Source organism: Chloroflexus aurantiacus J-10-fl, from assembly GCF_000018865.1.
GTDB classification, from domain to species: Bacteria; Chloroflexota; Chloroflexia; order Chloroflexales; family Chloroflexaceae; genus Chloroflexus; species Chloroflexus aurantiacus.
The window spans coordinates 3,067,670-3,081,285 of the sequence record NC_010175.1 but is presented as its reverse complement, the minus strand read 5'-3'; the positions used below and the strand labels follow the sequence as shown (position 1 = coordinate 3,081,285).

Genomic DNA, 13,616 nt, shown 5'->3' with positions numbered 1-13,616 from the left:
GCGAGGAGAATCTATGGCGACCAATCTCAAAATTGCGACGATCCCCCAGATCGAGATCGATCCGGTGACGCTCGATATTATCGAGAATGCGCTCAAGAATACGCGCTATGAGATGGATGCTGTGCTTTACCGCACAGCAATGAGTCCGGTGATCCGCGAACAGCACGATCAGTTTCCGATGATCACCGATCCGCACGGGCGGATGGTCGTTGGTCAATTCGGCTCGTACATCGCCGGCCTGCTCGACAACTGGGATCAGACCATCGAACCGGGCGATGTTATTCTGCTCTCCGATCCATACCTCTGTGGTGGTGCCATCAGCCATATCAACGATTTGCTGGTGATGCTGCCCATCTTCTACGGCGAAGGCGATGAGCGGGAACTGGTCGGCTGGGCAAGCATGTTCGGCCATGCCCAGGATGTCGGCGGGCCATTGCCCGGCTCACTGCCGACTACGGCGACGACCATCTTCGGCGAAGGTTTGCGGCTGCCGCCGGTCAAAATCTACGAGCGCGGGAAGCTCAACCGGGCAGTCCTCGACATTATGCTCAACAACGTTCGCCAGCCTGAAATGAATCGCGCCGACCTGATGGCGATTATTGCCAGTTGCCGCACCGCCGAGAAGCGCGTGATCGAGCTGTGCAATCGCTTCGGTAAAGATGTCTATCTGGCGGCTACGCAGGCGCTCCTCGACCGCACCTACCGGGCGATGAAGGAACTGATCGTGCGCAACCTGCCCGAAGAGCCACAGTCGTTTGAAGATTACGTTGACGACGACGGTCTCGGTAATGGGCCGTTCAAGATGAAGCTAACCATCTGGCGTGAAGGCCACGAAGCCTACTTCGACTGGACAGGCACCGATCCCCAGGCGATGGGGCCGATCAACTTCTACCTCAACGAGTCGATGTTCAAGATGTTCATCGGCGTCTACCTGATCATGGTCTTCGACCCTCAAATCCTGTTCAACGACGGCTTCTACCCGCTGCTGCACGTCACCATGCCGAAGGGCAGCCTGATCCAGCCCGAATTCCCGGCAGCACTCGGCTGTCGTACCCACGCCTTGACACGCCTGTTCGATGTGCTCGGCGGTGCGCTGGCCAAGCGAGCGCCTGAATTCACAACCGCCGCCGGTTATGGCACCTCACCCTACCTGCTCTACTCAGGCTATGATAAGGATGGCGAGTTCTTCTATCTGATGGAGATCAACTACGGTGGGATTCCCGGTCGCCCAATTGGCGACGGTATGGACGGACACTCGTGGTGGCCGTTGTTCACCAACATCCCCACCGAATATCTGGAGAGCTACTACCCGATCCGTATCGAGCGTTACACCAGCATCATGGACTCAGGCGGTGCCGGTTTCCATCGCGGAGGAAACGGGATCGAGAAGATTTACACCTTCCTTGAACCGGGTGAGATTTCGATCCACGATGACCGCTGGCTGACGCCACCGTGGGGCAACGTCGGCGGCAAGCCGGGGAGTCGTTCGAGCAAGCTGCTGATCCGCACCGACGGCACCCGCCAGGTCTTGCCCAGCAAGTGCGACCAGATCGCGGTCGAGCCGGGAGATCAACTGGTGTATCGGACTGCCGGTGGTGGCGGCTGGAAAGACCCGCTCACCCGGCCACCAGAGGCAGTACAGCGCGACGTGCGTTACGGATTGGTAAGCCGCGAAAAGGCGCTGAACGATTACGGCGTCGTCCTCCGCGACGATCTCACGATTGACGAGGCAGCTACCGAAGCCAAACGCGCCGAACTGGCAGCAGCACGCGGCGAAATTAAAGGCTTTGACTTCGGGCCACCGCTGGAAGAATTGCTGGCCAATGCCGAAGCCGAAACCGGTCTCCCGGCACCGCGCAAGCCGCAACCGGTACGCTGGGCCATGGCTCGCGCCGCTCGCCGCGAGCGAATGGCGTCGGCGCAGCAGCAGGCTGTAACTGCCGACTGATAGTTGCCAGAATTATGGGGGTGACAGGATATCCACCAGGGGATGGTACCATCCCGCTGCCTGTCACCCCAGCCTCTGCTGTTCGGCAGCATAACTAGAGAGCTTTCACAGCGGTTCAAGCAATTATTTCCTGCACCCTCTCCCCCGTATCTGGCGGAAGGAGGATATTGTTCATGGCCGATTACGATCATCTCACCGCCGACTACCGCCGGCACGGCCTGGCCGGACGGGTCGGCTTTGGCACCTCGCCGGCTTTACTGGTTATCGACTTCATCAAAGCCTACACCACGCCCGGATCGCCCCTCTACGCTGCGCCAGGCGTACCCGACGCGGTGCGGGCCAGTCAACCACTGCTGGCAGCAGCTCGTGCAGCGGCGATCCCCATCATCTACACCACGGTCGCTTACGCCAGTGATGGCCGTGATGGTGGTATCTTCGTCCAGAAAGTACCGGCACTCCGCCAGCTCACCCACGAATCACCGCTTATCGCCATCGTCGATGAACTTGCGCCGCAACCAGATGATCTGGTGATCGAAAAGAAGTATGCCAGCGCCTTCTTCGGTACCCATCTTGCCGCAACGTTAACCGCATTACGGATTGACACACTGATCATGATCGGCTGTTCGACCAGTGGCTGCATTCGGGCCAGTGCAGTTGACGGCATGCAACACGGATTTCGGGTCATTGTACCCCGTGAGTGTGTCGGTGATCGCGCTCCGGAACCCCACCTCGCCAACCTCTTCGACATCGATGGCAAATACGGTGATGTGGTCAGCGTGAGCGAGGTACTGGCGTACTTGCAGCAGTTTGCCGGCTGAGAGCGTATGCTGCGTCAAAAAAACCAAAGGCCGTGGCATAACCACGACCTTCAGCACAGCAGGAGGGGGGAGATGAATTGTGGTGGAGCGAAGGGGATTCGAACCCCTGACCTTCTGCGTGCAAAGCAGACGCTCTACCAACTGAGCTATCGCCCCAAAATAAGAGAGAATAGAGAGACATTCTCTATTCTCTCCTGGTTGGTGGGCGTAGGTGGACTCGAACCACCGACCTCAATCTTATCAGGATTGCGCTCTAACCTGCTGAGCTATACGCCCTCACAACGCCGAAGAGTATAGCACAGCCTGGGGATCATGTCAAGTCATGCGAAATCCTTGACAGTAACCGGTTTCTTGTGGTACTATCCCCAACATCCGCACAGGAAAAGGTAAACATAACAAAGCAGAGGCATGGTCACGTTCGCCAGAAATTCAGTGCGACACCGTAACAGAGGATTAATGTATGGCTCCATTGCTAGAAGTTCGTGACCTGCGCACCTATTTTCACACGCAGGACGGCATCGTCAAAGCAGTTGACGGTGTTTCTTTTTATGTCAATCGCGGCGAAACCCTCGGCATCGTGGGCGAGTCGGGGTGCGGTAAGTCGGTTACATCGCTCTCCATTATGCGCCTGATTCCCAGTCCGCCGGGCAAGATTGTCGGCGGGCAAATTTTATTTGACGGCGAAGACCTGCTCCAGGCCAGCGAAGAGGAGATGCGCCACATCCGCGGGAATCGGATCGCGATGATCTTTCAAGACCCCATGACATCACTCAATCCTGTCTTGACGGTAGGGCGTCAGATTACCGAGTCGCTTGAATTGCATCTCAAGTTGAGCAAAAAAGAGGCACGTGACCGGGCCATTGAGTTGCTTGATATGGTCGGGATTCCCTCGGCCAGCAAGCGCCTCGACAATTATCCGCATCAGTTTTCGGGTGGCATGCGGCAACGGGTGATGATTGCAATGGCGCTGTCGTGCAATCCTGAATTACTCATTGCCGACGAGCCTACCACTGCCCTCGATGTGACGATCCAGGCCCAAATCCTTGAGTTGATCAACCGCCTGCGTGAAGAGCTTGAGACAGCGGTTATTCTGATCACCCACGATCTCGGCGTGGTCGCCGGTATGACTGACCGTGTCACGGTAATGTATGCCGGCAAGGTGGTCGAAGAGGGACCAACGAGCGAGATCTTTGCCAATCCACGGATGCCATACACGATTGGATTGCTCCGTTCAATTCCGCGGCTCGATGAAGAGCGTGGTCGTCGCCTGACACCCATTCGGGGTCTTCCACCCAATTTGATCGACCTTCCCCCTATTTGCCCCTTCAGTCCACGCTGTGATTATGCACGTGAAGAGTGCCTGGCAAGCGTGCCGGAATTACGCAGCGTTGGCACCGATCATCGAGCGGCCTGTCATTTCGACATTACGCTAGAGACACCTGTTCCGCGAACGATGACCACCGATGTGGCGGCTTGATAGATGAGGCGATGCATGACTACGCTGAAACAATCATCCGGTGAATACCTCATCGAGATCAAAGATCTCCGTATGTACTTCCCGGTAACGCGCGGAATTATCTTCCAACGACGGGTTGGTACGGTCAAGGCGGTCGATGGGGTGAGCTTTAGTATCAAACGCGGCGAAACGCTCGGTCTGGTCGGCGAGTCGGGATGTGGCAAGAGTACAACCGGACGTGCAATTCTGCAATTGTACCGACCAACCAGCGGTCAAGTGTTGTTTGAAGGTACCGATCTAACCAAACTGAAGGGAAATGCGCTACGCCAGATGCGGCGTCGGGTGCAGATGATCTTCCAGGACCCCTACGCCTCGCTCAACCCGCGCATGACGGTTGGTGATATTATTGCCGAACCGATCCGGGTTCACAAACTACGCGAAGGGCGCGCCGTGCGTGAACGGGTCGAAGAATTGCTGCATCTGGTTGGCTTAAACCCCGCCTTCGCGAATCGCTACCCACACGAATTCTCCGGTGGGCAACGTCAACGGATTGGTATTGCCCGTGCGCTGGCCGTCGAACCAGACTTTGTGGTCTGTGACGAGCCGGTATCCGCGCTCGATGTCTCCATCCAGGCCCAGGTGGTCAATTTGCTGGAAGAATTGCAGGACAAACTCGGTCTGACGTACCTCTTCATCGCCCACGACTTGAGTGTGGTCAACCATATCTCTGACCGGGTAGCGGTGATGTACCTGGGTAAGGTGGTCGAACTGGCCGAAGGGCCAAAGCTCTATTCGATGCCACTCCATCCATACACCCAGGCACTGCTCTCGGCGGTACCAATTCCCGACCCGAAAGTGGAAAAGCAGCGACGCCGGATCATTCTTGAGGGTGACGTACCCAGTCCGCTCAATCCGCCACCTGGATGCCATTTTCACACCCGCTGCCCGATTGCCATTCAAAAGTGCAAAGAAGAAGAACCGCCCTTCGTGGATTACGGAAATGGCCATTTTGCCGCATGCTGGCGTGCACGCGAAAGTATCACGCTGATGCCGGAAGTGGCACGCAAGCAAGCCGAGGCCGTCGCCGCACGCATTGCTGCCGATGCCGGCAAGGTGAAGAGCATCTCGCACGAGCATTAAACGTGCATTGACGACCATCATCGGTGTCATCACGCACTGGATTGGTTGCCTTACCCGCTCGTTATGCGCGTGTCGCAGCGTTTGGAGTGCGGCAGCCATGCTGCCGCACCAGCCGTGCTTCGTGCCAGGCGCGTGGCACGCTGTTGACCCTGCCGGCCACACGCATTGCTGCCGATGCCGGCAAGGTGAAGAGCATCTCGCACGAGCATTAAACGTGCATTGACAACCATCGTCGGTGTCATCACGCACTGGATTGGTTGCCTTACCCGCTCGTTATGCGCGTGTCGCAGCGTTTGGAGTGCGGCAGCCATGCTGCCGCACAGCCGTGCTTCGTGCCAGGCGCGTGGCACGCTGTTGACCCTGCCGGCCACACGCATTGCTGCCGATGCCGGCAAGGTGAAGAGCATCTCGCACGAGCATTAAACGTGCATTGACAACCATCGTCGGTGTCATCACGCACTGGATTGGTTGCCTTACCCGCTCGTTATGCGCGTGTCGTAGCGTTTGGAGTGCGGCAGCCATGCTGCCGCACCAGCCGTGCTTCGTGCCAGGCACGTGGCACGCTGTTGACCCTGACGGCCGCACGCATTGCTGCCGATGCCGGCAAGGTGAAGAGCATCTCGCACGAGCATTAAACGTGCCTTGACGACCATCGTCGGTGTTATCAAACCTGGGAGCGTGCGCCTCCGGTGCGCTCACCACTGAACCCAGTTCAGCTCGCGCCAGCGGGAATCATCCGGCACCGCCAGTTCTCACACCCACCGGGTGCAGGTGAAAGTGGGACATGTCGCATATGACCACCAGTAGGGGCGGGTTCCAAACCCGCCCCGACCGGTACCCAACCCGCCCCGACCGGTACCCAACCCGCCCCGACCGGTACCCAACCCGCCCCGACCGGTACCCAACCCGCCCCGACCGGTACCCAACCCGCCCCGACCGGTGCCCAACCCGCCCCGACCGGTGCCCAACCCGCCCCGACCGGTGCCCAACCCGCCCCGATACATCTGCCCGTTCACATTGCTATACGAGGGAAGCGGCAAGGGTATGGCGCAAGGGTACATCCTGGATCACGTGCCATGCATTATTAGATGCAACATTATGTCAATCACCTCGCCCGTGAGCCATGACTTCTTCCACCATCCGTGCCCGAACTTCTTTGATGGCCGCCAGCAAGCGACGCCGGCCACCAACCTCGGCAATCTCTTGCGCTTCGGCGAGTATCACCCGCGCTTCGGCGGGAGGTAGCAGTGGTGCCAGCCAGATCCGAATCTGGGCTGCCAGATGACGCGCCCCTAACGTATCGGCCTGCGCCAGCGCCGACGAAAGGTAGTGTACAGCGCACGTTGTTTCACCGCGCCGCAAGGCGACCAGACCCACATTCGCCGTGATACCAGCCACTCGTTCGGGAATATTCAACTGCGTCGCTAAAGCCAACCCTTGTTGGAACCGGGCAGATGCCGTTTCCAGATCATTCTGGGCCAGCGCCACCTCACCGGCAGTCGAAAGCAGGTATGGTTGCAACGACAGCATACCCCGCTCTTCGGCGAGAGCCATGGCCTCGCTGATGATCGTGGCTGCTGCATCGACTTCCCCACGGAGCAGGCGATGATACGCCTGATTATTACGTGCCAGGATACGCCAGGTAATCCCCTCGTCGCCGGCCTGATCTGCAATTTCCTGCGCACGCTTGTAACGGGCAATGGCGGTATCGAGATCGCCTTGCTGAGCCGCAATATTGCCGAGTTCAAACGTCACCTGTGCCAGTGCCGCCCGCTGAACAGTCGACTCATCACCCAGTATCTGCGCGGCAGCCACGAGCCGTTCGGTGGCTGCGGCAAGGTCGGCACCTTCAAGCGAGAGGGCTGTTCCCCATAGAAAGAGTGCCGTGGCCTGATCGTGCGGGTGTGCAGTTGGTTCAATCTGACTGACCAGCGCAATCACTTCAGCGTAGCGTCCCTGCGGGATCAAGGCCCGTGCCAGCGCCAGACGGGCCGCGAGTGCTTCCTGCGGGTTCTGCGCCGCCGCAATCGCATCACGAAAAGCATCAACTGCGGCTGCCGGTGCACCGGCCTGTAAACGTGCCTCGCCAAGCCTGACCAGTGTCGCCGAACGCTGGCTCGCGGGCAGACCTGCCAGGGCCTGGGCATAAAACTCTGCCGCCTCTGGCCACGCTGCCAGGGTCACCGAGCGTTCCGCAGCGCGAAGCGCATACGTCGCCGCCCGTTCAACCAAACCAGACCTGGCAAAATGAAAAGCAATCTGCCCGGCCACATCATCAATCCGATCACGGTAGAGCGCCTCGATAGCTTCACCCACGCGCCGGTGTAGCATGCGTCGGCGTAGATCACCAACATCACGCCCCACCACCTCCATCGTCAGGCTGTGGTCGAAGCGAAACCAGGTAGCCGAGAGCGGTACGACCAGGCGAGCTGCCAGCAATTCATCGAGGGCATCCAATGCCGCTTCTTCTGATAGAGCTGCGGCCTTTGCCACCACGTTAAAATCAAAATCCCGCCCCACCACCACCGCTGCATCCAGCACCCGCCGTGCCGGTTCGGAAAGCCGGTTCAGGCGCGTTTCAATCAGATGGTACACCGTCTGCGGTACCACCGGCTGCGATGATAACGCTCTAAGATCAACCATACCGTCGGCTGTGAGCCAGCCACTCGTGCGCGCATAGCGTACCAGCTCGGCGATCATGTAGGGATTACCTTCAGTACTTTGTTCCAACCAATCGGCCAGTGGATGGGCAAAAGGCCCACTCAAATGACGGGCAATCGCCAGTACTGCCGTTGTAGGGAGACGATCAATCGCCAGGCGGAAGAAGCGATCTTCCCGCACCAGCGCACGGATCAGACCGGCCAGTGCACTCCGCGGCTCGGGCGGACGACTGGTTGCCAGTACAACCAGATCGACATCGGCACTGCGTCGTAACAGGTAGCCAAGCAGCCCCAGTGTACTCGTATCGGCCCATTGCAGATCATCCAGCAACAGGCTTACGCGGGTCTGACGGGCCAGTTCCATCAACAGGCGGGTTACCGCTTCCCAGAGCCGTGCTTCATTGGGTGGATCAGCAGGTGGCGGGGCCAGATCGGGCAACAAACGACCTAATTCGTTCCACCAGATCGGCATAAGCTGCACCTGAGTGCGAAGCTGCGGCCACTCAGGGTGGGCAATCAGGGCGTGTAGCGCTGCGTTGATGGAGAAGTAGGGAAGGGTCTGCTCTAGCTCACGAGCAGCACCGGTAATGACCAGGCCACCGCGCTGCGTCAGAAACTCTTCTGCGAGGCGTGTCTTGCCAATACCGGGCACCCCTTCGATCAAGACCAACCGACCGGGTTTGACTTCGCCGTACAACGTCGCCAATTCAGCCTCGCGCCCGCTGAAAGGCAGGGGGCCGTTGGAGAACGCCGGGCGAACAGGGGCTGGTGACAGGGTAGGTGTTACAATCGTATCGGTAATAATTGCATCGTAGAGCGCCTGCGTTTCGCGCATCGGTGGGACACCCAGCTCTTGATCAAGCAGATCGCGCAAACGCTCAAACCGACGAATCGCCCCTACCCGATCACCACTGAGATACGCCAGACGCATTGCATCGCGCTGTACATCTTCCTGCAACGGATCAATGGTCAGGGCATGATCGAGCGCGGCAAGTGCTGCTGTCATCGCACCACGCTGTTCGTGGAGACGCGCAAGGCGTAGCCAGCCACGCCCAAGCAGCAGGCGTGTTCGCTCACGTTCAGCTTCAAGCCAGGTCTGAAACGGCTCGCAGTCGGGAAGGTCAAAACCGGCCAGCAACTCAACCTGGTCAACCGGCAGCGCAGCCGTCAATGCAGCCACATCGACCTGTGGATCGGTGATGAGCGCCTGTATCTGGCGCAGATCGACCGTGGCTACCAGTGATAGCCACTCTTCATCTGCCACCAACGCATCCCCAACCGTCTTACGGATAGCGTAGAGGGTAGAGCGAAGAAGCTGCTGCGCCGCACTCCGCTCGTGATCAGGCCAGAAGAGAGATAGCACCTGCTCGCGTTGCACCGGTTGGGAATGAGCTGCCAGGTAGTAGAGCAAAGCCCGGCTCCGTCGCCGCGGCAATGTAACCGCGTGATCGGCAACCACAATGCGCGGTGGCCCTAAGAGCTGAACAACTATCATGTATCCTCGTGGTTGGTTACAGCGTGATCTGCTTGAGCGGCTTGCAGTAACTGCCGCACCTCGTCATCACTGGTCTGTCGAAAGTCATTGTACCAGTAACTCAGCGCATAAAACGGTTCAACAACCAGTACTGCCACAACATCATCGGCAACCGACCGCAGTATCTGCACCGATTCTTTACTGGCGACCGGCACCGCAACCGCGATCCAGCGTGGGTGTTGCAAGCGGACACAATCCACTGCGGCGTGCATGGTCGCACCGGTTGCCAGACCATCATCCACAATGATAACCGTCTTATCCCGCAACTCAGGTGGCGGACGTTGTCCGCGATAACTCCGGGCACGCCGCTCAATTTCAACCTGCTCAAGGGCAGCCACCTCTTCAATCACATACGCCGGAATCCGTAACTCGGCGATAATCTCGTGATTCAGCACCCGCACCCCACCTTCAGCAATGGCCCCCATCGCCAGTTCGACCTGACCAGGCACACCCAGCTTGCGTACCAGCAAGACATCGAGCGGTGCCGACAGTGCCCTGGCGACCTCGTATGCCACCGGCACACCACCTCGTGGTAAGGCCAACACCTGGAGCGCAGGACGTTCGGCATAATGGCTCATACTCCAGGCCAGTGCCCGTCCGGCTGCACGGCGATCCGTGAAGCGAAGGAAACTCGCTGGTACCGGCATAGGAGCCTCCTCAAGGGAACGGACGATCTCACTGCGCGATGAATACCAGCTATTACTACGGCAGGCAGGCATCAATCCAGTACCTGCCTATCAACGCAGATCATCACGTTACACGAATCATAGCACACCAATTGTTCACCAACAATAGTGAAAGATTGACGAGCGGGGCTGCTCTCCGTATAATCTCGGCAGCAACAGTTACGAGATCACGAAAGGGCGAGTATGAAGTTAATCATCTTCGTAACCGAGGATGCACATGCGGATGCCGGCGTTGATGCTCTCGTTGCCGCCGGTTTTCGGGTGACACGGCTGGCGACAACGGGTGGCTTCCTGCGCCGTGGCAATACAACGTTGCTGGTTGGGGTTGAAGACAATCAGGTTGATCGGGCACACGAGATCATTCAGCGCGCCGCGCCAGGAACGCTGGCAATCACGATGGATCTTGAGCGATACGAACGGTTATAGGATATCGTGCGCATCCTGTACATTGCTTCCGGCATCCCGACACCAGGTACGGTAGGCGGCAGTATCCATACCCTGGAGGTGGCGCGTGGACTGGCCCATCTCGGCCATGATGTCCACGTGGTTGCAGCCAGTCGCGAACTACCGCTGCATCATCTTCGCCTGAGACCACTGTTCAGGCTTACAGCCCGGCCATACGCCGGGTTTACGCTTTATCATCAAGATATCCCCAAGGCATTGAGCCTGCTCGGTGCTGCGGCTGTGATCAGGCTGGCACGTCAGCTTCGTCCCGATCTGATCATGGAGCGCTACTACAACTTTGCCGGCGCCGGGATGATTGCCGCGCACCGTTTGCAGATTCCAACTATTCTCGAAGTAAATGCTCTGATCGTCGATCCGCCGACAGTCCTCAAGCGCCGCCTTGATGACGCCTTCGGTAGTCCTTTCCGGCACTGGGCGGAACAGCAATGTCACTGGGCAGATCGGATCGTCACGCCACTGCACACCACCGTACCACCCGCCATCCCTCGTGACAAGATCGTCGAATTACCGTGGGGTGCCAACGTTGAGGCATTCAAACCGCCAGCCGCACCGGTGCCCGGCCCACCCAATATCATCTTTATGGGAACCTTTCGTCCCTGGCACGGCGTAAGTGATTTCGTGCGTGCAGCTCGTCTGTTGATCGAGCGCGGGCACAACTATCGCTTTACCCTGATCGGCGATGGCCCTGAACGAGCTACGGCAGAGGCTCTCGCCGCAGAATATGCTGATCGCTTCACATTTACCGGCGCCGTCGCCTACGAACGCCTACCCCAACTCCTGGCTCAGGCCCACCTCGGTGTGGCCCCATTCAACACCGCCCCCCATCCGGCACTGCGTACCGCCGGATTTTTCTGGTCACCACTCAAAATCTACGAGTACATGGCCGCCGGGCTGCCGGTTGTCACCGCTGCCATTCATCCACTCACCGACGTGATCCGGGAAGGTCAGGAAGGTGCCTTGTTTCGGGAAGGCGACATCGTCGATCTGGCCGCAGCAATCGAGCGCGTACTGAGCGATCCACAGGCAGCATTTGCCATGGGCCGTCGTGCCCGCGAGCGCGTGGTTGCCGAATTCTCGTGGCAACGGCATTGTGCTGAACTGGAGCGGATTGCACTGACCCTTGTACAGCATCGGCACAGATAGCCGTTCACGCTTCCAACTCAGCAATCTCCTGGAACTGGAAATCAATAGAACAGGCCAGCAGCGTGCCCGGCACGAGCATGCGATACCTTCTATCAGACCTCTCCAACATGTTTCAATCTTCGCTTCAGCATGTCTTCAGAATCTTTTTTTAAGATGTTGATACAACCCTTATGGGTGTAGATATGAATCAAACCACTGTACTAACGAACAGGAATACCATATGCACTACTCACTCAGACAACCGACGAGTGTAAATGATACAGCCTCTATAACTGAAGACCAGGGGCGAGGTTCGCCGGGTCTACGATTCGTTTCTGAATGCGCCACGAATTCACTCTTTTTCCCCTTAGCTGCGGTTGGATGCGAAGCAGTTACGGTATCACCCGGTGTCTATTTTTCTTCCGCCCTACCCTATATTCTGATCACAGCCGGCCTGTTACAGACCTGCTACTTGAGCATCTACGCCAACAACTCGTCATGGCATCGCCTAACAGGGAACCTGATTGGCCCAATCCTCTACAGTATCGGTGGTTATATTTACGAAGGCCCTCATTTCTGGTTTCATCTCTTACATTTTGCGTATTGGGGTTTTGCCCTCACGATTGCTATACTCCAATTTCTACGCGCCCAAATTGCTCTGACAGCCATCAATCCTATCGTGATCATTAGTGAAAATATCATTCGCACCAGCATCATCCTCTTCTTGTTTTACACTTTTCAAGAAGATCAACCGTTCAATCAGCACCTATCCATTCAGCAATTTTTCAACAACCCTGATCATCAAATAATCACATTTCTCATCCTGTTGCTCGGCACCATTGCCGGGCTGACCCATGCGTACAGTGAATGGCACTTACGTCTGCTCACTAAAACAATCAGACAATTCAACAGGTTCGCTGAATGGTTGCTCGGTCGTAAACTACTACATCTCTCGCTAACAAATCCAGATCAATTAACCCTACAACGTCGTGAACGCAGTATATTGTTCATGGATATTCGCGGTTTTACGACATGGAGTGAACACAGAACGCCCGAAGAAGTTGTGCAATTACTCAATTCGTATTATCAGATTATTGAACAGGTATTTTCTGGCTATCAAGTTATCAAGTACAAACTATCAGCCGATGAGGCAATGGCCATTTTCCCCGACCCGACGACAGCCATTCAGGCTGCCATTATGATTCGGTCACATATTCAACCGTTGCTCGACCACGAGCAGTTGGGTGTTGGAATCGGTATCCATCACGGCCCCGTCGTTGAAGGACTGTTAGGTAGCCGTGGGGTCAGGTTTTATGATGTGATCGGAGATACGGTTAATACTGCGAAACGCCTGGAAAGCGTCGCTCGCAAAGGTGAAATCCTGGTCTCTAGCCGTGCATATCAAGCCATTAACGAAGGATGTTATCGAATTACGCCAGATATTATTACCGTCAAAGGAAAGAAAAACCCCTTACAGGTCTATGTATTCTCCGAAACCACCCATCTCACCAATGCCGAACCATCAGCCTGCCAGGCAGAGCCTGAACATGAATGATATTCGCTAGAACCTGTTATGGACTTTTGAGTTCTGATCGTATAACATTGAGGTATGACACGAACAACCATCCGAGTGATAGTTCTGGCGCGATGTGGACGTTTGTTGCGCCCTTCCTGACGCTGATGGATGAATCAGGGCTGCACGGAACTATCCGTTGCGCAGATTGAAGGCGGGGGTGTGTGAATATGCTAGATGTGGCAGCAATTCAGTCGTAAAGAAAGGAATTGCA

At 57.1% G+C, this 13,616-nt stretch carries 11 protein-coding genes and 2 tRNA genes; 8 read left to right on the top strand and 5 right to left on the bottom strand.

Annotation, left to right across the window (positions count from 1 at the left end; genetic code table 11):
* Positions 1-13 precede the first annotated feature (13 nt).
* Together CAUR_RS11865 and CAUR_RS11860 are read left to right on the top strand one after the other, a co-directional pair.
* Positions 14-1,948, top strand: coding sequence for a hydantoinase B/oxoprolinase family protein (locus CAUR_RS11865; protein WP_012258126.1), 1,935 nt, complete (start codon positions 14-16; stop codon positions 1,946-1,948).
* A 173-nt stretch (positions 1,949-2,121) separates the two neighbouring features.
* Positions 2,122-2,766 (top strand): N-carbamoylsarcosine amidohydrolase, encoded by a 645-nt coding sequence (locus CAUR_RS11860; RefSeq protein WP_012258125.1) that lies wholly within the window; start codon positions 2,122-2,124, stop codon positions 2,764-2,766.
* Positions 2,767-2,846: 80 nt separating this feature from the next.
* On the opposite strand, the gene CAUR_RS11855 is transcribed toward CAUR_RS11860, so the two are convergent.
* Positions 2,847-2,922 (bottom strand) — tRNA-Ala (locus tag CAUR_RS11855).
* A gap of 43 nt (positions 2,923-2,965) precedes the next feature.
* A tRNA-Ile gene (locus CAUR_RS11850) sits at positions 2,966-3,042 on the bottom strand.
* Between the two features lie 184 nt (positions 3,043-3,226).
* Between CAUR_RS11850 and CAUR_RS11845 the strand changes: the two genes are divergently transcribed.
* Genes CAUR_RS11845 through CAUR_RS11835 form a run of 3 tightly spaced genes read left to right on the top strand, consistent with a single transcriptional unit; the run spans position 3,227 to position 5,574 of the window.
* On the top strand, positions 3,227-4,243 hold the full coding sequence (locus CAUR_RS11845; RefSeq protein ID WP_012258124.1) for an ABC transporter ATP-binding protein: 1,017 nt from the start codon (positions 3,227-3,229) through the stop codon (positions 4,241-4,243).
* 15 nt (positions 4,244-4,258) lie between these two features.
* Entirely contained in the window at positions 4,259-5,362 is a 1,104-nt protein-coding gene (locus CAUR_RS11840; protein ID WP_012258123.1) for an ABC transporter ATP-binding protein, read from the top strand.
* Positions 5,363-5,385: 23 nt separating this feature from the next.
* On the top strand, positions 5,386-5,574 hold the full coding sequence (locus tag CAUR_RS11835) for a hypothetical protein (RefSeq protein ID WP_179944190.1): 189 nt from the start codon (positions 5,386-5,388) through the stop codon (positions 5,572-5,574).
* Positions 5,575-5,635: 61 nt separating this feature from the next.
* Here CAUR_RS11835 and CAUR_RS21235 read toward each other — a convergent pair whose 3' ends face one another.
* The 3 genes from CAUR_RS21235 to CAUR_RS11815 form a co-directional block, all read right to left on the bottom strand.
* Entirely contained in the window at positions 5,636-5,884 is a 249-nt protein-coding gene (locus CAUR_RS21235) for a hypothetical protein (RefSeq protein ID WP_179944188.1), read from the bottom strand.
* 579 nt (positions 5,885-6,463) lie between these two features.
* Positions 6,464-9,517: an ATP-binding protein gene (locus CAUR_RS11820; RefSeq protein ID WP_012258122.1), complete on the bottom strand. Its 3,054-nt coding sequence runs from the start codon at positions 9,515-9,517 to the stop codon at positions 6,464-6,466.
* On the bottom strand, positions 9,514-10,203 hold the full coding sequence (locus CAUR_RS11815) for a phosphoribosyltransferase (protein WP_012258121.1): 690 nt from the start codon (positions 10,201-10,203) through the stop codon (positions 9,514-9,516). The genes CAUR_RS11820 and CAUR_RS11815 overlap by 4 nt, the downstream gene beginning before the upstream one ends.
* A 222-nt stretch (positions 10,204-10,425) precedes the next feature.
* Here CAUR_RS11815 and CAUR_RS11810 point away from each other — a divergent pair, with 222 nt between their 5' ends.
* From CAUR_RS11810 to CAUR_RS11800, 3 genes are all read left to right on the top strand, one after another.
* Positions 10,426-10,668: a cyclic-di-AMP receptor gene (locus CAUR_RS11810; RefSeq protein WP_012258120.1), complete on the top strand. Its 243-nt coding sequence runs from the start codon at positions 10,426-10,428 to the stop codon at positions 10,666-10,668.
* A gap of 6 nt (positions 10,669-10,674) precedes the next feature.
* The gene (locus CAUR_RS11805; RefSeq protein WP_012258119.1) at positions 10,675-11,850 is read left to right on the top strand and encodes a glycosyltransferase family 4 protein; all 1,176 of its coding nucleotides are present in this window, start codon (positions 10,675-10,677) and stop codon (positions 11,848-11,850) included.
* A gap of 220 nt (positions 11,851-12,070) precedes the next feature.
* Positions 12,071-13,384 carry an adenylate/guanylate cyclase domain-containing protein gene (locus CAUR_RS11800; protein WP_012258118.1) on the top strand — a complete coding sequence of 438 codons (1,314 nt, stop codon included), beginning with the start codon at positions 12,071-12,073 and terminating at the stop codon, positions 13,382-13,384.
* Positions 13,385-13,616 lie beyond the last annotated feature (232 nt).